Source organism: Elusimicrobiaceae bacterium (assembly GCA_017520185.1).
GTDB lineage: Bacteria > Elusimicrobiota > Elusimicrobia > Elusimicrobiales > Elusimicrobiaceae > Avelusimicrobium.
On record JAFXGO010000026.1, the window covers coordinates 1 to 19,543 of the forward strand.

Consider the following 19,543-nt stretch of genomic DNA (forward strand, 5'->3'; position numbering starts at 1 on the left):
GCCATGGCTTTGGCTTTACCTTCTTTGGCCAATACTTTCGTAATAGCCGTCGTCAATGTCGTCTTACCGTGGTCTACGTGGCCAATCGTACCTACGTTTACGTGCGGTTTAGAGCGGGAAAATTTTTCCTTTGCCATTTGTTATAGTTCTCCTGTATTGAGTTTACTACTTATGTTATTTTTTTCAAAAAAATAAGCTGGGGATGGGAATCGAACCCACGACCTTCTCCTTACCATGGAGATGCTCTACCAGCTGAGCTACCCCAGCACTTGACGTTTGTTCCGGAAAGCCCGGACGTCTAAATTGTTTTGCGGTACAGAATGTGATTCTACACCTAAAAAAGCGGGCGATGGGAATCGAACCCACGTGACCAGCTTGGAAGGCTGACGTTCTACCATTGAACTACGCCCGCAAAAAAGACTACCCGTATATTATACCAAAAATATACATTTTGCAAAAGTTTTTTTTAAAAATTACTTTTTTCAACGGACGATTCGAAAAGCAGAGCTTTTAGATATTATAACAAATTGAAGAGTTTTTACACAAAAAAGTGCACCTGTGCAGGCAGGCACACTTAAATAAAAAGGGGGAGACCCGGGCCCTTTTACGGGGCATAACCCTAAAATAGGTTCTCTTTTATGGCTCTCCCTTACACAGAGTATAAAGGTTATTTTTAAAAATTCAAGACCTATTTTAAAAATATTTCTCCGTCGATAAAAAGTTTTTCTCAAAAAGCCCTGTTTTTTTGCTATAATATTTTTACTGATTTAACGGTGCGGTGGCCAAGTGGTAAGGCGAGAGTCTGCAAAACTCTTATTCGTGGGTTCGATTCCCACCCGCACCTTTTCTTTTTTCCCGCTTAACAGAGCGGGTTTTTTATTGAAAAACCCCCAGTTTGATGACTGGGGGTTTTATATTTAAACAATATTTACTTCTTACACCAACAGACTGCAAATTAAAATAAAAGCTCCTAAACTTAACAAAGCGATGGCGCTCACAGGTACCAACGCAAAGCACAAAATACAAAAAGCTTTTACCTTTCTTACTTTTGAAACTCGGGCCGTATTTAATATGACGAAAGAAAAACGCCATATCAAACTGATGACAAATGCCAAGGCTGCCAACGGTTTCAACCAAGATAACGCAGCAGAAAACAAGGAGAAAATAAGCAGTAATCCTTGTATAAAACCGGACAAGCCCAACACTATAAATAAGGAAGAAGATCCGTTGCTGTCGGAAAAGAAATTTAAAAACAGTCCCGACAACGCCGCCCACAGATATCCCATAGTCACTTCTAAAAGCCAAAAGAAAGCAAAGCGCCACACAAGGCTCCAAGCAGAAAGGCTGTCTCCTATCCAAAAGAAAACCACCCAGCATAGGGCAGCGGCGGCGTAGCCCAAAAGAGCAACTCCGAAACGGCGTTCTTCCACCAATCCTTTTACGGCTTGGGCAGGATCTTTGGCATATTTAAAATAAGCATTCCACAAGGCAGACATAAACGCTCCTTATAATACCCACAAATAAGAAACAGAGGGGGTATTCATCGTTTGAAGTTGTTTAGTTAAATTTTTACTTTCCATGCTGGAACCAAACGAAAAAATCAATTCGCGCAAGCCTTCTTTTTTCTGCGTTAAAATTTTAGGATCTTTTAACCCTGCCAATTCTCCGGCCAACAAACGAGCGGTTTCTTCTCCACCTAATTTGTCAACAAAACCCAATTTAAATGCGCGCTGACCCGTAAAAATACGACCGTCGGTATATGCCACCAAATCATCCGGTTTTACATTCGGGCGACCGGCCTTCACCGCTTCAAAAAACTGCTGATAGGTATCATCCACCATATCTTGTAAAATTGCTTTTTCTTCGTCCGTCATCGGTCTATACATAGAGCCTATATCTTTATACTTGCCAGATGTAATCGGTGTAATGGTAATACCCAACTTGTTAAACAAGCCCACCATGTTTCCGGCTTGCATAATAACACCTACAGAGCCTGTAATGGTTCCCGGTTCTGCCACAATTTGATCGGCAGCCATCGCAATGTAAAAAGCACCGCTGGCAGCCACATCACGAAACAAAGCCACCACTTTTTTGCCTTTTTCTTTGGCGGCCAAAATTTCTGCATGAATATCCTGCACAGATGCCACGGTCCCTCCCGGAGAATTGATATCTAAAACAATGGCTTTCACATTTTTTTCTTTAGCAACTTCACGAATGCGTTTAGAAATAGAAGAAGCGCTAGTGGTTATGCTAAAAGGGTTTGGCTCCATTTCTTCCGAAATTTCGCCTCTTATTTTAATCCATGCAATACCTTCCGGTTGTTTCTGATTTTTAACAGAAACGAAAGAGAAATTTTTCTTCCCCTCCTGTTCCGGTTTAGGACAAGTCATATTCGGTTTTACTGTTAAATACACACCGCAAACGGCAGATACACAAAAAGAAAGGAGCAATAAAAAGAACCAAAAATTCCCCCTGTTTTTGGGTGTTTTTTGGATTTCTTTTTCAGGTTCTTTCTCCTCTTTTCCCAAAATACTCTCCGTGCTAGCAGGATCTTCCTTTTTATTTGCAAAAGAAATATCCGTTTTTTCCCCTTCCTTCAATTTCTTTTCCCAATCAGTAATTCCGGTATTGTCTTGATTTAAACATTCTTTATCTTCTGACATATTTTTCCCCTTGAGCAAAATCTCTCTCCATTATAGCAATTAATGGTAAAATATTTAAAAGCAACGTTTCTGGCGTTGTTGGAGGTTATTTATGTTCAAAGGGATTTATACTGCTTTAGTCACTCCTTTTACAGAAAATGGAAAAATCGATTTTCCTCAATTAGAAATTTTAATTGAAAAACAAATTTCCGCCGGCGTAAATGGCTTGGTTCTTTTAGGCACAACGGCCGAAGCTGCCACTTTAGATGAGGCAGAAAAAGACGAGTTGCTTTGCGCCGCTATCAAACAAATTGACAAACGCGTAAAAGTGATTATTGGCACCGGTACAAACTGCACACAATCTACTTTAAAAAACTCACAAGCCGCTTTAAGACATTCACCGGACGGCATCTTAGTAGTCACCCCTTATTACAACAAACCAAATCCCTCCGGACTTATAGAACATTATCGTCAGGTGGGCCTTTTGGGCTGCCCGATTGTGCTGTACCATATTCCCGGACGTACAGGGCTTAAATTGCCTGCCGGTGTAATGAACAACTTATTAGCGCAAGTTCCTCAAATCAAAGCCGTTAAAGAATCTGATTATGACATGTGCGCAGTGACGGATACTGCCGTTCTCCATTCCCAAAAGATAAATTATCTTTGTGGAAACGACGATTTATTTTTGCAATATCTCTCTATTCAATGCAGCGGCATCATCAGTGCTGCCGCTAACGTATTGGCACCGGCTTTTGTAAATATTTACAATCTCTGGCAAAAAGGAGAAAATGCACAGGCTTTTGACGTATTTGCTCAAGCCTATCCGTTGATCAAGGCCTGCTATACTGAGACCAATCCTACCTGCGTAAAATATTTGTTATCCCGTTTAGGGATAGGAAGCGATGTGGTACGCCTTCCTTTAGGAAAGGTTTCGACGGAAAATCAAGAAAAAATAGATGCTATATTGGCTAAAACCAATAAATCTTTACTCATTTAGGAGTTCTTATGAAAACTATAGGTATTATTGGTGCAAACGGCGTAGTCGGGCGCACTTTACAAGCAGAATTTAAAAAAATCCAAACCCCCTTTGAAACTAAATTATTTGGCAGACAAGACGAAATCCCAGCCTTAGATGCGGCTGTTCTTTGTACGGATAATCCCGATAGCGCACGCTTGTATGAACAATTAAAAGACCGCATCGGTTATATTGTGGATATGTCGGCACAGTTTCGCCAAGAACCTCAAGTTCCGCTCGTCATTCCGGAGATTAACCCACATGCTATTACACAGCAAACTCGTCTAATTGCCAGCCCCAACTGCACCACCACCGGGCTTGTAATGACGATGGCTCCTTTACGTCAGTTTTATCATCTGACAGAAGTTTTCTTTTGCTCGTATCAAGCCATCAGCGGCGGCGGAAAAAAACTTTTAGAAGATTTTCACACACCCGGTTCTTTATACGAAAACAACTGTGTTCCTTTGATTGGCTCTATTCAAGATAATGGTTATTCTTCCGAAGAACTCAAAGGCATTTATGAAACGCGAAAAATTTTGGAAATGCCTCGTGTAAAAGTTTATCCTCACACTATTCGTGTCGCGGTAGAAAATGCTCACAGTTTGGGCGTCACCCTCAAAGCTGAGGAAGATTTTGACTTAGACACAATTAAAAAAGCATGGAACGCTTTCCCCAATTTGCGTTATAGCGAAGATATCGTCACTCCTAAACAAATCAGCGGGCAAGAAACTACTTTCGCCTGTCGGTTGCGCAGAGATGTGGAAGATAAAAAGACTATTCACTATTTTATTACGTTTGATAATTTGCTCAAAGGAGCCGCGATGAATGCGCGCCAAATTATCGAATTATTATTGGAGAAATATCTGTGAAGCGTGTCATTATTAACGGTGCAAAAGGAAAAATGGGGCAGGCAATTGCCCGCATCATCGGAACTTCAAATTTGGATCTAGAAATTGCCGCTCTGCGAGAAACCGGCGAAAAAACAAATACTCCTGCTGATATTATTATTGATTTTTCGTCAGCACAAGGAGCAGAGGAGGCTTTTTATCTGGCAAAAGAATTGAAAGCCGCTTGTTTGATAGGTACTACAAATTTGCCGGAACGTTTCTTATTTCAAATTCAGGAAGAACATAAAATCCCGTTATTTTATGCTCCGAACGTCAGTTTAAGTGTTTATTTTTTCGGAGAACTTTTAAAACAGGCCTCCCAAATGTATGCCGGATATGAAAGATCTTTGCATGAAATCCACCACGTTCATAAAAAAGACGCTCCCTCCGGTACAGCTAAAAAACTAGCTGAAGCAATTGATTTGCCTCTTTCCAACGTATCTTATGAACGTTTTGGAGAAACCGTAGGCACGCATATCCTGACCTTGTCTTCCTCTCATGATCAAATCATGCTAAAACATGAGGCAACTAACCGTGATTTATTTGCCGCCTCGGCTGTGCATATTGCGGCATGGCTTGTACATCAACCGGCCGGCTTTTATACCATGCAGGATTATGCCCATTCTGTACTTAAATCTTCTAAGAAAAAGGAAGTAAATTTATGAAAATTCATTTTGTAGGAATCGGTGGAGTAGGTATGAGCGCTTTGGCTCAGTTGCACGCCATGCGCGGAGATACCGTCACCGGTTCGGATCGTTTAATTAACAAAGGATACCACGATTTAGCCTTGTGGGATTACTTGAAAAATTTAAATATAGAGTTATTCCCTCAAGACGGCAGTGGCTTGGACGAAAAAACAGATTTAGTAATTCTCTCCACCGCTATTGAGGCCGACAATCCGGAAATCCAAAAAGCCAAAGAATTAGACATCCCCACCATGCACCGCTCTGAACTTTTGGCCAAACACGTAGCAGAACATCGCACCATTGCCGTCTCCGGCACCAGCGGCAAAAGCACTACAACCGCTATGGTGTATGAAATTCTTTCCTACGCTGGCAAAAGTCCCTCTGTCATTACGGGGGCGGCCATTATGTCTTTGCAAAAAGAACAAGGCGTCTTTGGTAATGTTTATAAAGGGGCTTCGGACCTATTGGTTATTGAAGCCGATGAAAGTGATGGATCCATCGTTAATTATCATCCTTATTTGGGACTATGCTTAAACTTACGCAAAGACCATAAGGAAATTGATGTTCTGCAAGGATTTTTTACCCAATTTGTTAAAAATTGTAAACATGCCATCGTCAATGCAGAAGAAGATAATTTAAAAGCGGTTGCTTCTTCCGGAAAAACCTTTGGTTTGTATCAAGGGGATATCCACCCGGAAGACGTGCGCGTGACGGGTTTTGGTTCTACGTTTATCATTCAAGGACAACCCTTTAAAATCAATATTCCCGGATTACACAATGTCTCCAACGCTACGGCAGCCGTAGCTGCTGCTTTGGAATGTGGCGTAGATTTAAAAACTTGTGCCGAAGCCTTAGAAAAGTTCTCCGGCATTGCACGCCGTTTTGCCTCTATCGGCACGTACAACAATATTGAAGTGATTGATGATTTTGCCCACAACCCGCACAAATTGCATGCCACTATTGCAGCGGCTCACTTACGCGGAAAAAGAGTGCTTGCTTTTTATCAACCGCATGCGTTTACGTCTATTAAAATGTTGACGGCGGAGTTTGTAGAAAATTTGGCCATCAGCATCGGCAAAGAGGACCACTTGTGGCTGACGGAGGTTTACTATCCGGGAGGCACTATTCCAGAAGGAATCAGCAGCCAAAACGTCTACAAAGGCCTCAAAAACAATGGGGTCAATGTCCATTATGATAGTTGCCGCGAACGCATTTTGGCTGATATGGCTGCGGCTGCTCAACCGGGTGATATTCTGCTGGTGTTGGGTGCGCGTGATCCCACACTGACAGACTTTGCCAAAAAACTCCTAAAATCTTTGGAAAAGAAAGAAAAGATTACCACTTGCCAGGATTGTATGTTGGGCAACTGTTGTTTAGCTTATAACAAATAATTCAAAAAACCCCGCTCCTTAGAGCGGGGTTTTTTTATTCAGTATAACAAGCACCAAAACCACTTACACATTCCGTACCGGTATTATTATTAAGTCCTGTAAAACGTTGACAACCGTTAGCATCCAAAGCTCCCTTCTCCCAAGGATTACAATATCGCTTTCCATCAACTATGCTTAAGCTAAGATAGTATGGGACTCCACTTTTTCTTCGTATTGCAAAAATTCTATTTCCCTTCGTACTTGTATAATCAAGGAAATAACGAAAATTTTTAGTATAAAAGTCTGTTCCTGTAGGGGTGGCACCATTTTCATCCACAAAACTTAAGCTCAAATCTTCAAAAGTATATGCTCTAGAAGTTGAAGAACCTTCTTCCATATCTTTAATAGCAATGGCTTTATCTATAGAAGCCAACAAAGTCCATGCTTCAGAGAAACGAGACTTTTCCACCGCCGTTGTATATTGCGGCAAAGCCACCGCAGAAAGGATACCGATAATCAGTACCACTACCAACAACTCAATCAGCGTAAAACCGCCGACATTATGTTTAGACATTTTTTTCATATCCAAAACTCCTTTTTGTTAAATTTTTCCTCATGAAAAAAATTTAACAAAAAAAAAAAATAAGTCAAGATGTCGCACATTTTGCCGACGGGAAAAACAAATATCAAATAAATATTAGAAAATAAAAAACACCGCGCAAAACACAAAGTTTCACGCGGTGCATGCAAGACAATCAATAAGATAAATTATTTCTTATTTGTCTACGACTTCGGCTTCCACGACGTCGTCTTTCGGGCCATTACCGGCAGCTTGGGCCGCGTCCGGTCCGGGTTGTGCACCCGCCTGAGCGCCGGCAGCACCGGCCTGAGCCTGCTGGGCTTTGTACATAGCTTCACCCAACTTTTGGCTGGCTTGCAAAGCGGCATCTTTGGCAGTGCGAATCTTATCAGCATCTTCACCTTTTAAGGCTTCGCGCAAATCACCCAAAGCGCGGTCAATGGCTAAGCGGTCATCTTGAGACACTTTATCACCGTAGTCCTTCAAGGCTTTTTCGGTTTGATAAAGCACACTGTCGCCTTCGTTTTTCGCTTCCACAAATTCTTTGTGTTTTTTGTCTTCTTCAGCGAATTTTTCGGCATCTTTTACAAAGCGTTCCACTTCGGCATCGCTAAGTTTGTTCGGAGAGCTGATGGTAATATGTTGCTCTCTGTTGGTGCCCAAATCCTTGGCAGACACTTTCAAAATACCGTTGGCATCAATGTCAAAGGTCACTTCAATTTGCGGCACACCGCGCGGAGCGGGAGGAATGCCGTCCAAATCAAATTTACCTAAGGGCACATTGTCTTTAGCCATCGGGCGTTCACCTTGCAAGACGTTGATGGTCACCGCAGGTTGATTGTCAGAAGCGGTGGAGAAAATTTGCGTTTTCTTGGTCGGAATAGTGGTATTACGTTCAATCAAACGGGTGCATACTCCGCCCAAAGTTTCTAAGCCCAAAGAAAGCGGGGTGACGTCTAACAACAAGACATCTTTTACTTCCCCTGTCAAAATACCGGCTTGTACGCTGGCACCGATAGCCACACATTCCATCGGGTCAATACCGCGTTCAATTTTCTTACCCACATGGTCTTCTACATATTTTTGCACAATCGGCATACGAGTCGGTCCGCCTACCAAAATAATACGGTCCACTTGAGAAGCGGTAAGTTTGGCATCGCTCAAAGCCTGATCTACAGATTTTCCGCAGCGGCGGACAATGGAATCAACCAAACTTTCCAATTTGGCGCGAGAAAGTTTCAGTTCCAAATGTTTCGGGCCGGTAGCATCGGCGGTAATAAAAGGCAAGTTGATATCCGTTTCCATAGTGGTAGACAATTCAATTTTGGCCTTTTCAGCTGCTTCTTTCAAGCGTTGTTGGGCTTGTTTGTCAGCAGACAAATCAATACCGGTGCTCTTTTTAAATTCATCTACCATCCAAGAAATGATGGCATTATCCATGTCCGTACCGCCCAACTGCGTATCTCCGGAGGTGGAAAGCACTTCAAAAGTACCTTCGGCACCCATTTCCATGATGGTGACATCTAACGTACCGCCGCCCAAATCAAAGACCAAGATTTTTTGTTCTTTGCCGGCTTTGTCGATACCGAAAGCCAAAGCGGCAGCGGTCGGTTCGTTGACAAGGCGCACCACTTCAAGTCCGGCAATACGACCGGCATCTTTGGTGGCTTGACGTTGGTTATCGTTAAAATAAGCAGGCACAGTGATAACGGCTTTTTCCACCGGCTCACCTAAAAAGGCTTCCGCATCTTTTTTTACTTTTTGCAAAACGAAAGCGGATAATTGTTGCGGAGTAAATTCTTGACCGCGCAAATTATACTTAAAGTTTTCACCCATTTTGCGTTTAAAAGCGGTGACGGTTCCTTCCGGATTGGCAATCGCCTGACGGCGGGCCGGTTCACCGACCAAACGTTGTCCGTCTTTGGTAAAAGCAACATAAGACGGAAAGGCTTTTCCGCCGATGGAACTACCTTCTGCAGAAGGGATAATCGTCCCTCTGCCACCTTCCATTACGGCGGCAGCCGTATTAGAAGTTCCTAAATCAATACCAATAATTTTAGCCATAGTTTTTTCTCCTTAAATAGAAATCAGTTTATTTTCCTGCTTTATGCTTCTTCCCCCGCTTTGCCAACAACCACACGGGCCGGGCGCAGCACTTTGCCGTCCATCATAAATCCCATTTGCACTTCTTCCAGCACCATACCGTCTTGCTTGGAAGAAGAAGGAATGGTAGCAATGCATTCCTCTTTCATAGGATCGTACGGCGTATCTATTACATCCATTTTTTCAATGCCTTCTGCTTTAAAGGCTTTGTCCAACTCCCCCAGCACCATCTTGATACCACCCAACAAACTTTTTATTTCGGCGGAACATTCTTTACTGACGGTCTGTTTTTCCATCTTGGCCTGTTGGCGAAGCAGTACTTCGTAAGCAGGCAATAATTTCTCTACGAAATCTTTTTTTCCATAAGCCAATAATGCAGCTTTTTCGCGCTCGGTACGGCGGCGGAAATTCTCAAAATCTGCACTTAAACGCACATATTTTTCGTAATAATCCGGCTGTTCTTCGGCGGGTTTATTTTCTACTTCCGGCTCTTGCTCGGCAGGAGAGAGCACTTCTTCCTGTTCCGTTAAGCCCTCTTTTTTTTCTTTATTACTCATAATCGTCTTCTTTGCCGGGAAGTGCGCTCCAATTGCTGATGGTCCCCTCCAGCAAATCCCCCATAAATTTCACCAAAGACATCACTTTGGTATATTGCATATGTTTCGGGCCGATAATGCCCAACATGCCTACCGTTTTGTCTCCCACACGATAGGCAGAAGATACAATGCTGACATTTTGTAATTCTGCCAATTCATTTTCACTGCCGATGCTTACGGTCACCTGTTTGCCACTACGGCGCAAATCTTCCATTTTTTCAGCCAAAAGACCCGACAGGCGCTGTCTTTCTTCTACCACGCGCATCATTTGTTTAAGGTCTTCATAATCGGCCTGTTCCGTGTTTTCCAGCATACGACCGATACCTTCAATATAAAGTTCTTCAGCAGAGGTTTGGGGCTTTTGCATATCTTTAAGTACTTGGATAGCCAAATCGGCTACATCTGCAATTTCGCGATGCCCTGACTGTATATACTGCCACAAGAACTTTTGCGCCTCTTTCAGCGTCATTCCTTCAATTTCAGTATTAATAAAATTGCTTAATAAACGAACTTTAGCCGGTGCCAAATCATAGCCTAAACGTACCGGCCAATGACGCACGATGCCAGATTCGGTGACGAGCACTGCCAAAAGCACTCCCGGTCCAATGGGCATAAAATCCAAACGTTTGACTACTTGGTCTTCCACGTTTAAGGTATATACAAACCCCGCTGCCCCCGACAAACGAGCCAATAAACGAGACGTATGCAACATCACATTATTAATTTCGCTCACGCGCTCATCATATTGTTGTTCGATTTGTTCGCGCTCTTGCGCAGCCATGCGTTGTACACCGGTTAAATAATCCACATAATAGCGGTAGGCTTTGTCTGTAGGGATACGACCGCCGGAAGTATGCGGTTGGTACAAATAGCCTTCTTCTTCCAGCTCTTTCATAATATTACGAATGGTGGCGCTGGAAACGTCTTTGAGTGCACTGGACGCAATAAGTTGAGACCCTACAGGGCGGCGGTTTTCCACAAACTGTTGTACCACCCAGCGCAGGATTTTCTCTTTTCTTTCTTTGGCTACTTCCGGTCTTAATATTCTCATAACATTCTCGTCTATTAGAACCTTTTTATTTTAGCACTCACTTTTAACATCTGCTAATATTGTAAAAGTTTTTGTTATTTTTGTCAACCCCTTTTTTAGACTGCTAATTTTGAAAGTTATTGTCGACAAAAACCCCTCTCTACCAAAGTATAGAAAGAGGCTTATCAAACGGCAAGTTCTTTTTTGGATTAGAAATTATTGATCTCCTGATCTTTTCCCAAAACCTTGTCCTACTAAGGAATTACATATTTTTTCACCAATTTCTGTATCATGGGTATAACAATATTTAGAATCTTCATATAAATCTGTTCCCAGGAAAAGAGAATAAATGGCATCACTACTCATATTGGAAGGAGTTGGATTGTTAACACGATAAATATCTGTAAAATCTCCGTCCTCTATGCGATATATAAAGTGTTTTGTAGCAAAATAGTCACCATGCTCATTCCAAGTACCACCGCTTAAATCTATGTCTAAATTGTCCGCAAAAGCACAAGGACCAGAATCTCCTCCATTTGCCAAAATACACATATTTTGGGCCTGTACCAAAGCCCGTCCATTAGTCAAAGCTTCGCTCAAGCGGGCTTTTTCCACCGCTGTGGTATATTGCGGTAAAGCCACTGCGGACAAAATACCGATAATTAACACTACTACCAATAATTCAATCAACGTAAAACCTTTTTTCATTTTTCTCTCCTTTTACACGGCTTTAAGACCCAACAAACAACACGTAGGATTTGGGTCTGAGGGCAACGCTGAAATTGTAGCAAAAAAAAAAAACAAGTCAAGAGGTAGCGCAATCTCTCGTTGAAAAACGGCCAACAAACAAAAAGAATTTGTGGCTCAACATCAGACAAGCAAATGAAAAAGCCGTTCGCAATAAATGAAAATTTACTGATCGTAGCATGATTTTTCAGATTTATGATTTATTGCCTTCACTAGTTGCCAAGGCAAGTACTGCTAGATACGGCGGAGGAAAGAAACTGAAATGTGGAAAATGGTATGCCCAAAACCAAGTACCTGAAAAGCTGTCAAAAGTCGTTATTTCAATTTTTCGGCCAACTGCGCCGCCATGCCGGATAAATGTTGGCGAATTTTAGGTTGTTTGCTCTGCAACATTGGCAAAAGTTCATGACGAACCCAATTACGTGTATAAACATCTTCAAAATTGGTTTGGTCCGTCACGAAAGAAAGGTTGTTTTCCTGTATATATTCTTCCACTTCACTGCGAGTAATGCACAATAAAGGGCGCACAATTTCTACTTTGTTGTTTAACGGCCGACGAACCGGAATGCCACACAGCCCTTCAATACGCGTACCGCGCAGTAAATTCAATAATACGGTTTCTGCTTGATCATCTAAATGATGGCCTAAGGCTATTTTGGTAGCACCCATTTTTTTGGCAATTTCGGCAAAGGCTTCATAACGGGCTTTACGGGCAGCGTGCTCTATGCTTAAATCTAATTTTTTAGCCAAAGCACGTACGGATTTTTTGACGGAAACAAAATCCACTTCCCACTCTTTAGCCATTTTTTTACAAAATTTTTCATCTGCCGTTGCCGCCTTACCACGTAAGCCGTGATTGACATGCAGTGCAATAATTTCAAAATGTTTTTTCTGAGATAAATGACGCAAAAAATGAAGCAAACATACAGAGTCCGCCCCACCTGAAAAACCCACAATAACTATTTCTCCCCTCTTGAAAAAAGGCTCAGAAAAAGTAAGCATATTTTTCCAAGTGGAAGCACTGAATGTTTTTTTTGTCATATAAAAAAGTATAATAAAATAACGGAAGGATTTTCAAAATGAAAAAAAGAATTTTAATTGTAGAAGACGAATTGTCTATTGTTCAGCTGTTAAGTTTGGTTTTGGCCAAAGCCGGTTATGAAATTCATATTTGCCAAAGTGGGCGCGAGGCCATCGCCAAAATGAAACAGCTTCACCCTCATTTGGTACTTTTAGACGTTATGCTTCCCGGATTAGACGGCAGAACCATTGTATCTATCATGGATGAAGACGATGCTTTGAGCAATATCCCTATCATTATCACCTCTGCCTTAGTAGAGTCTGAGGCAATGTTTACTCGGTTTGCGCAAGTAAGGTCTTTTTGTGCCAAGCCCTTTGTGCTAAAAGATTTAGTCAACAAAGTAAAAGAGGCTTTGGGAGATTTATAAAAAACCCCGCTTTCGAGCGGGGCTTTTTATTTAAATTATTTTTGTTTAGATAACTGCCAATGGGCATATTTTGTCCAAAATTCTTCTAATGTTTCTTCCAACACCCATTCCGGATCAATCTCTCGGCCTAACAATTTTTTAACACTAATGGCACTAGAACTCAATGCGGAAGATATTTTATTATTCACATTGATTCCTACTCCTAACAAAATCCATTGAGTATTTTCTTGCTGAGAAGAAGACTCCAGCAAAATACCACAAATTTTTTTCCAAGATTTTGTTTTTTCTTCCCAGACCAAAACATCATTGGGGTGTTTGATTTTTGTTTTAAATCCAAACAACTTTTTAAGTGCTTCGCAAACGGCTTGCGCTGTTTGAATTCCCAAAGAAGAAGTGTAGGCTACCTTTTTTTGAGGACGAAGGATCAACGTAAAATACACTCCGCCACGTTTGGCTTCCCAGCGGTGCTCGTATTGTCCACGTCCTGCGGTTTGCTCATAGGCCAAGACTAAAGTACCGTCTTCGGCTCCTTTTAATGCCAATTCGCGCGCCAAATTCTGCGTACTGTCAATAACATCTACGCTTACCATGCGACTGACGGATGATAAAGAAAGAGTCGTTTCTTGCATATTCATATTTTACCAATTATTTTAGTTTCATCTGTTTTATTTCAAACAGCTTATCACGCAAATCGGCCGCCAACTCAAAGTTTAGATTATCGGCAGCTTCTCTCATTTGCTTTTCCAGTTCAGCTGCTATTTTATGAATATTTTTCGCCGTCGGCATTGGCAAACTTGCATGCAAAATACCCAATCCTTCATTTTTGGCAGAGGTCTCAAATTCTTTCAGTTCCACTTCTGCTTTTTCAATAGTTTTAGGCGTAATGTGATGATCCAAATTATAGGCTTCTTGAATAGCGCGACGGCGGTTCATTTCTCCTAAAGCATACTTCATGCTGTCGGTTTCTCTATCGGCATAAAGTACCACTTCTCCTCCCACGTTGCGTGCAGCTCTGCCCGAAATTTGAATCAACGTGGTAGCGTTTCTTAAAAAACCTTCATTATCCGCACCCAAAATGGCTACCAACCCCACTTGCGGGATATCAATCCCTTCGCGCAACAAATTAATACCCACCAATACGTCAAAAACACCCAGCCTGAATTGCTTTAAAATTTCTACCCGCTCTAATGCATCAATATCAGAATGTAAATAACGCGTTTTAATTCCTTTTTCAATTAAAAAAGCACTCAAATCTTCAGCCGTTTTTTTGGTCAAAGATAATACCAATGTACGTTGGTTTTTTTCTATATGCTCTTTAATTTTACCGAGCAAATGATCTATCTGCCCTGCGCTGGGGTGTACAATAACCACAGGATCTACCAATCCCGTCGGACGAATGACCTGTTCTACCACTTCACCTTGACAGGCTTTAAGTTCATAAGGACCGGGTGTGGCTGATACAAAAATGGTGGAAGGGAGCAAACTTTCAAACTCGTTAAATTTAAGAGGACGATTATCTAAAGCCGAGGGCAAGCGAAAACCAAAATCCACCAACATTTGTTTGCGAGATTGGTCCCCGTTAAACATACCACGCACTTGCGGTAAAGCAACGTGGCTTTCATCTACCACCATCAAAAAATCATCGTACCGACGAAAATAATCTATAAGACAATTTGGCCTGGCGCCCACAGCGCGGCCGTCCATATAGCGAGAATAATTCTCAATACCGGGACAAAAGCCCGCTTGTTCCATCATTTCCAAATCATACTCGGTACGTTGTTTGAGGCGGTAGGCCTCCATTTCTTTCCCTTGCGCAATTAATTCAGCATGGCGAATGGCTAAATCTGCACGTATTTGTGCCAAAGCCCTTTCTTTATCTTCATCTTTGATAACAAAATGTTTGGAAGGATATACCCATGCTTCATCAATTTCCGATACAATATTACCGGTAATGGGATGTATTTCGTAAATATTGGCAATATTTTTACCTTTTATTTCTACCCGTACGGCATTGGTACCGTACGGAGGAAAAATATCCACATAAGGACCACGCATGCGAAAAGATCCGGAAAGAAATTCCATTTCATTGCGTGTATATTGAATTTTAATTAAAAGACTACCCAAATTGCCGCGTGACATTTCGGCACCCTTTTTCAAATAAACGCACAACTCACTATAACTGTCCGGAGATCCGATATTATAAATGCAAGATACCGAAGCCACCACAATGGTATCTCGCCGCGTCAGCAAGGAGGTGGTGGCTTTTAAACGCAATTTATCAATATGTTCATTAACGGCGGAATCTTTTTCTATATAAGTATCTGTTTGGGGGATATAGGCTTCCGGCTGATAATAATCATAATACGAAATGAAATATTCCACCGCATTTTCAGGGAAAAATTGCTTAAACTCTGCATACAATTGAGCCGCCAAAACTTTATTGGGAGATAAAATTAAAGTGGGGCGATTTATTTTTTCAATCACGTTGGCTATGGTAAACGTTTTACCAGAACCGGTGACCCCCAATAAAGTTTGACGTTTTTGCCCGGCAAGCACCCCTTGCGTCAGGGCCTCGATGGCTTTGGGCTGATCGCCGGAAGGAGCAAAAGGAGCAGATAGTTTAAAACGTTGCATAAAAATATTGTACACAAAAAAAGAGGGGCTAGATGGCCCCTCTTAACTTGGTTTAAAATTTAGATTAAACAGCTCCGTGAATAAAGTTGGCATTTAAAACACCCGGCAAAAGCTGAGCAACGCCATCAATCATAAACTGCATAGCAATAGCACACAAAATCATACCCATAAAACGAATGACAATTTGCGTCCCGTTGCTGCCTAATAAATCAAAAATAGAGCGAGAAACCGCTAAACAGGCACCCACTACCAACGTGGCCAAAAAAAGCACCAAAAGCATCATTAAAAACATCGGAAAAGTTTCTACTTTTTCGGCATATAAAACAACCGTAGTAATAGAACCGGGTCCCACAAACAACGGCATAGCCACCGGCACCACAATATGGCTTAAACGACTGCGAGCCTGAGAAAAGGTGCCCCCCTGAGAGGAGGAGGTTTGGATACCCCCTTCATCAAATTTACTTTTACCTTGCAACATGCGAAGACCCACAATCAAAATAATAATAGATCCTGCTAAGCGGAAAGCCGGCAATGTAATACCGAACAAGTTGAGAATTTGCGTACCAAAAATAAAGAAAATAGCCAACATAATAAACATGGAAACAGACATCAATACCGCTACTGCACGTTGTACTTTCGGATTATCACTTTCCACGTGTTCCAAAAATATAGGCACGTTTCCGATAGGGTTTAAAATAGCCAAAATACCAATAAATGCGTTAAACAACAGACTCCATTCCATATGTTTATTACAAACTCCTTGTTAAGGTAAAATTTACATCTACTTAAAGTATATCAAAATACATAGAAACTAAAACATATTCAGGCCATGTTTAAATCGTTTGCAAGGTTGACTGACACCACGCAAACAAAAGTTCAAAGCTGTCGTCAAAATCATAAGACGTTGCTTGTTGTATTTCTATAGCGCGGGTCAAAACAGCATGATTTTGGCCATCTAATCTTTTCAAAAGTTCCATCTTGGTAGCGATAAATTCTCCATGCTGTAGATGGTAGATATTTTGAAGAATAAAGAACACCCCTTTATAGGCAAAAGGCAAAGAATCTATGTTGGTTTTTCGGTCGGCATGAATAAAGCGATGGCAAATTTCGTGATACAAGTTATTCAGACTAATCTTTACAAAATTTCGTACGTCTTCTTTTGTATAGGCAGGTATCCAATCTTTTAACGTACCATAATAATCTTTGGTGCTGTGCAAAACATGAGATATTTCTAAAGGATTCCAACGGGAAAGGTCTTGACGAGCACAGATAAAACCACAAGATTTGTCTGCATATTCTAAAGAATGAATGATGGTTTTGTACTGTGCCAAGTCATCCACACTTAAACCGTCTACTATTACCATCACATCTATATCACTTGCAGGGGAGGCTTCCCCACGCAAATAACTTCCCTGCAAACCTACGTATAAAAGCCTTTGTCCAAAATGTTTTTTTAGCAAAGAGAGCAGTCCTTCAATATAAACATCCACCTGAAACATGCTTTTACCTCTCGATCTTTTTCTGTAAAGTTGGCATTCTTTTTCCAGGCTCTGTTTCTAATTCCTTTACTCTTTGTTTAAACAAATGGCGCAAGAGGGCAATATCTTGACGGCTGGTTCCAATGAAACAAAATCCGGCCTGACCATCTTTCACACGAGAGGTCAACACGATTCCGCCTTTAATGTTGGCTTTTTTATTTAGTTTTTCCAATTCAGAAATAACTTGTTTTGTGTTCCAAGACGGATTAAATTGCATTTTGGTATCTAAATAAAAATGCAATTTATCACGTTTAATGTTGTAAACAGTAGAAGCCAACCGTTGGCAAATACTAAAACCATTATAACGAGGATTACATTCCAAAGCACGTAGTTTTAATTTTCCTTCTTTCCAGCGCAAGGCCCAGTCTATATTAATTTGCCCTCGCATGCCCATGCTATAATAATACCCCGCCAATAAAAGAGTTTTTTCTTTTATTTTTCTTAACATGGATTCCGGAGCTTTAGTAAAGGGATAAAAGCATCCCTCCCAGGCTTCCTTGTGGACAATTTGGCAATCCACACCGCCATAATAAATACCGTCTTCTTTTAACATAGCCAATGTACCAAGACTGCGGTATATATCTTTATATCTTTCCAAATAAACATCCGTTTCTTGATGGGACTGCTTAAGTAGCGGAATTAACTCCAATAGTTTTCCTTTCACTGTTCCATAGCCGCCGGCGGAAACGGGATGACGCAACAGATATGTTTCCTGAAAATCTAATGCACTTAAAATACGGGCTTTTTGTCCTTTATAGGCTTTGTATACCGGAGAAATGGGAGTAATGTTAAATTTTTTACAAACTTTTTTAAACAACATTTTATCATTGGCTTTTTCAATGGATTTGTAATTGTTGCTTAAATTGTTTCCGCATTGCCGGCTCAATGCAGCAAATTGCTTCGTGTACATTTGCGGCACCATCACATACCCATTGCGACATAAATGACTTAATTTATCCACCAATTGTTTGTCTTTTGAAATAGCCTTGATTAAAGATTCGGACGGATCATGTTTGGCAGGAGTAAATAAAAAGTTTTTATGTTTTAACTTTTTAATACGCGCCATGTAAGACACAAAATCCGGATCAATATCCACCAACGGAGACAAGACGCAGTAATCACCCGGTTTAAGCAATAAAATATACTTCAAGGAAGACTCTTTCATCCCCTCGATGGATACTTCTTGCGAGAACAAACAATCGTCCGCGTTGATAATCCAAATTTTGTTAGGCATAAAACTTACCGTCACAAACGTGACTGCACTCTTTTAATGCAACGATATCCTCTTTGTCTGATGCTTTTAGACCACAAACCACAAAATCAAAACCATATTCCGTCAACAATTTAGAAATTCTTCTTACACTTTCCAACTTTACTTCGTGCTTAAGCGTATGAGAAACGGTTTCTTGTTGAGAAGGTAAAATCTGACGGTCTTCATGCAAATAATTTTCTTTCAATGAAGCAAAAAATTCTTCGCCGTATTTTTTAATAATATTTTGGGCTACTGTTTTGTCATACAGCAGATAGGAAAACATGACACGAGTTAAACCGGCTTTTTTTAATTTCTCAAAAAACGGACGCAATATTTCTTCTTTATCTTCCACCCCCGGAATCAGCGGGTCCATATGCACCGTCACCAAAGCGCCTGCTTGTTGGGCTTTACCGGCCCAATAAATACGTTCTTCGGCAGGGGGGACATCGGTTTCCATGCATACGCTGGCGGCCGGCTTAATAGCAGCACTGTAAGAAAACTTGGCAGGATGCTGAATAATTAAATCCATAATCTTATCATTAGGAACACCCTTTGTGGTAATAATAATACGTTTGATTTGTGGGTGATCCACCAGCAACTTCAACACATCATAAGAATATCCGCTATCTACAAATTTTTTACAAAAAATATCCGTATATCGCGAAAGTTTAACGATATGAATGGAAGGGTCAGAATCTAACTGTTCTTTCATGCGGGCCAAAGCCTCTTGTGGCAAACAACCAATTTGAGGGTCATTAAATTTTCCGCCCAAAGATTCCACTTTTTTCACCACTTCGCTTCTGCTTTTAGCATAGCAATAGACACAATCATGCTGGCAACCGGTATAAGGTTCCAAATAATGATAGTTTCCATACCAACAAGTTCCCAAACAACCGGGAACAAAAAATAAATCTTTATCACTTTTTTCGTTTTGTTTAATTATGCTCATATATAAATTGTATAAAATATGAGGGACAAGAATAAAAAATGCTATACTATAACCACTTTAAAAACA

At 41.1% G+C, this 19,543-nt stretch carries 19 protein-coding genes, 3 tRNA genes and 1 pseudogene; 6 read left to right on the forward strand and 17 right to left on the reverse strand.

Annotated elements, in window-relative coordinates:
- The 3 genes from IKL48_03500 to IKL48_03510 form a co-directional block, all read right to left on the reverse strand.
- A partial coding sequence (locus tag IKL48_03500; GenBank protein ID MBR3603734.1) for an elongation factor Tu occupies positions 1–137 on the reverse strand: 137 nt, incomplete at its 3' end.
- A 57-nt stretch (positions 138–194) separates the two neighbouring features.
- A tRNA-Thr gene (locus IKL48_03505) sits at positions 195–267 on the reverse strand.
- A 74-nt stretch (positions 268–341) separates the two neighbouring features.
- A tRNA-Gly gene (locus IKL48_03510) sits at positions 342–412 on the reverse strand.
- Between the two features lie 360 nt (positions 413–772).
- Between IKL48_03510 and IKL48_03515 the strand changes: the two genes are divergently transcribed.
- Positions 773–844, forward strand: a tRNA-Cys gene (locus IKL48_03515).
- Positions 845–935: 91 nt separating this feature from the next.
- Here the strand turns inward: IKL48_03515 and IKL48_03520 are convergent.
- Together IKL48_03520 and sppA are read right to left on the reverse strand one after the other, a co-directional pair.
- The gene (locus IKL48_03520; protein MBR3603735.1) at positions 936–1,496 is read right to left on the reverse strand and encodes a hypothetical protein; all 561 of its coding nucleotides are present in this window, start codon (positions 1,494–1,496) and stop codon (positions 936–938) included.
- A gap of 9 nt (positions 1,497–1,505) precedes the next feature.
- The gene (gene sppA, locus IKL48_03525) at positions 1,506–2,663 is read right to left on the reverse strand and encodes a signal peptide peptidase SppA (GenBank protein ID MBR3603736.1); all 1,158 of its coding nucleotides are present in this window, start codon (positions 2,661–2,663) and stop codon (positions 1,506–1,508) included.
- 91 nt (positions 2,664–2,754) lie between these two features.
- Here sppA and dapA point away from each other — a divergent pair, with 91 nt between their 5' ends.
- From dapA to IKL48_03545, 4 genes are read left to right on the forward strand one after another with little or no spacing between them, the layout of a single operon-like run.
- On the forward strand, positions 2,755–3,639 hold the full coding sequence (gene dapA / locus IKL48_03530) for a 4-hydroxy-tetrahydrodipicolinate synthase (GenBank protein ID MBR3603737.1): 885 nt from the start codon (positions 2,755–2,757) through the stop codon (positions 3,637–3,639).
- 8 nt (positions 3,640–3,647) lie between these two features.
- The gene (locus IKL48_03535; protein MBR3603738.1) at positions 3,648–4,526 is read left to right on the forward strand and encodes a hypothetical protein; all 879 of its coding nucleotides are present in this window, start codon (positions 3,648–3,650) and stop codon (positions 4,524–4,526) included.
- Complete coding sequence (locus IKL48_03540; GenBank protein ID MBR3603739.1) at positions 4,523–5,209, forward strand: hypothetical protein; 687 nt, start codon at positions 4,523–4,525, stop codon at positions 5,207–5,209. The genes IKL48_03535 and IKL48_03540 overlap by 4 nt, the downstream gene beginning before the upstream one ends.
- Positions 5,206–6,621, forward strand: a complete 1,416-nt coding sequence (locus IKL48_03545) for a hypothetical protein (protein MBR3603740.1) — start codon at positions 5,206–5,208, stop codon at positions 6,619–6,621. The genes IKL48_03540 and IKL48_03545 overlap by 4 nt, the downstream gene beginning before the upstream one ends.
- Positions 6,622–7,042: 421 nt before the next feature.
- Here the strand turns inward: IKL48_03545 and IKL48_03550 are convergent.
- The 6 genes and pseudogenes from IKL48_03550 to tilS all read right to left on the reverse strand — a co-directional run bounded on the left by IKL48_03550 (position 7,043) and on the right by tilS (position 12,697).
- Positions 7,043–7,174: pseudogene (locus IKL48_03550) on the reverse strand (prepilin-type N-terminal cleavage/methylation domain-containing protein).
- Positions 7,175–7,375: 201 nt separating this feature from the next.
- Positions 7,376–9,244: a molecular chaperone DnaK gene (gene dnaK / locus IKL48_03555; GenBank protein ID MBR3603741.1), complete on the reverse strand. Its 1,869-nt coding sequence runs from the start codon at positions 9,242–9,244 to the stop codon at positions 7,376–7,378.
- A gap of 41 nt (positions 9,245–9,285) precedes the next feature.
- Positions 9,286–9,840 carry a nucleotide exchange factor GrpE gene (locus IKL48_03560; GenBank protein ID MBR3603742.1) on the reverse strand — a complete coding sequence of 185 codons (555 nt, stop codon included), beginning with the start codon at positions 9,838–9,840 and terminating at the stop codon, positions 9,286–9,288.
- Positions 9,833–10,930 carry a heat-inducible transcription repressor HrcA gene (hrcA, locus tag IKL48_03565; protein ID MBR3603743.1) on the reverse strand — a complete coding sequence of 366 codons (1,098 nt, stop codon included), beginning with the start codon at positions 10,928–10,930 and terminating at the stop codon, positions 9,833–9,835. The genes IKL48_03560 and hrcA overlap by 8 nt, the downstream gene beginning before the upstream one ends.
- Positions 10,931–11,125: 195 nt before the next feature.
- On the reverse strand, positions 11,126–11,617 hold the full coding sequence (locus tag IKL48_03570) for a pilin (protein ID MBR3603744.1): 492 nt from the start codon (positions 11,615–11,617) through the stop codon (positions 11,126–11,128).
- 354 nt (positions 11,618–11,971) lie between these two features.
- Entirely contained in the window at positions 11,972–12,697 is a 726-nt protein-coding gene (tilS, locus tag IKL48_03575) for a tRNA lysidine(34) synthetase TilS (GenBank protein ID MBR3603745.1), read from the reverse strand.
- 38 nt (positions 12,698–12,735) lie between these two features.
- Between tilS and IKL48_03580 the strand changes: the two genes are divergently transcribed.
- Complete coding sequence (locus IKL48_03580) at positions 12,736–13,104, forward strand: response regulator (GenBank protein MBR3603746.1); 369 nt, start codon at positions 12,736–12,738, stop codon at positions 13,102–13,104.
- Between the two features lie 35 nt (positions 13,105–13,139).
- On the opposite strand, the gene IKL48_03585 is transcribed toward IKL48_03580, so the two are convergent.
- The 6 genes from IKL48_03585 to IKL48_03610 form a co-directional block, all read right to left on the reverse strand.
- Positions 13,140–13,733, reverse strand: coding sequence for a biotin--[acetyl-CoA-carboxylase] ligase (locus IKL48_03585; GenBank protein ID MBR3603747.1), 594 nt, complete (start codon positions 13,731–13,733; stop codon positions 13,140–13,142).
- A gap of 16 nt (positions 13,734–13,749) precedes the next feature.
- Positions 13,750–15,738: an excinuclease ABC subunit UvrB gene (gene uvrB, locus IKL48_03590; protein ID MBR3603748.1), complete on the reverse strand. Its 1,989-nt coding sequence runs from the start codon at positions 15,736–15,738 to the stop codon at positions 13,750–13,752.
- 64 nt (positions 15,739–15,802) lie between these two features.
- Entirely contained in the window at positions 15,803–16,480 is a 678-nt protein-coding gene (locus IKL48_03595; GenBank protein ID MBR3603749.1) for a MarC family protein, read from the reverse strand.
- Between the two features lie 91 nt (positions 16,481–16,571).
- Complete coding sequence (locus tag IKL48_03600) at positions 16,572–17,237, reverse strand: nucleotidyltransferase domain-containing protein (GenBank protein MBR3603750.1); 666 nt, start codon at positions 17,235–17,237, stop codon at positions 16,572–16,574.
- 4 nt (positions 17,238–17,241) lie between these two features.
- Positions 17,242–18,510, reverse strand: a complete 1,269-nt coding sequence (locus tag IKL48_03605; protein ID MBR3603751.1) for a hypothetical protein — start codon at positions 18,508–18,510, stop codon at positions 17,242–17,244.
- Entirely contained in the window at positions 18,503–19,477 is a 975-nt protein-coding gene (locus tag IKL48_03610) for a hypothetical protein (protein ID MBR3603752.1), read from the reverse strand. Before IKL48_03610 ends, IKL48_03605 begins: the two co-directional genes overlap by 8 nt.
- Positions 19,478–19,543 lie beyond the last annotated feature (66 nt).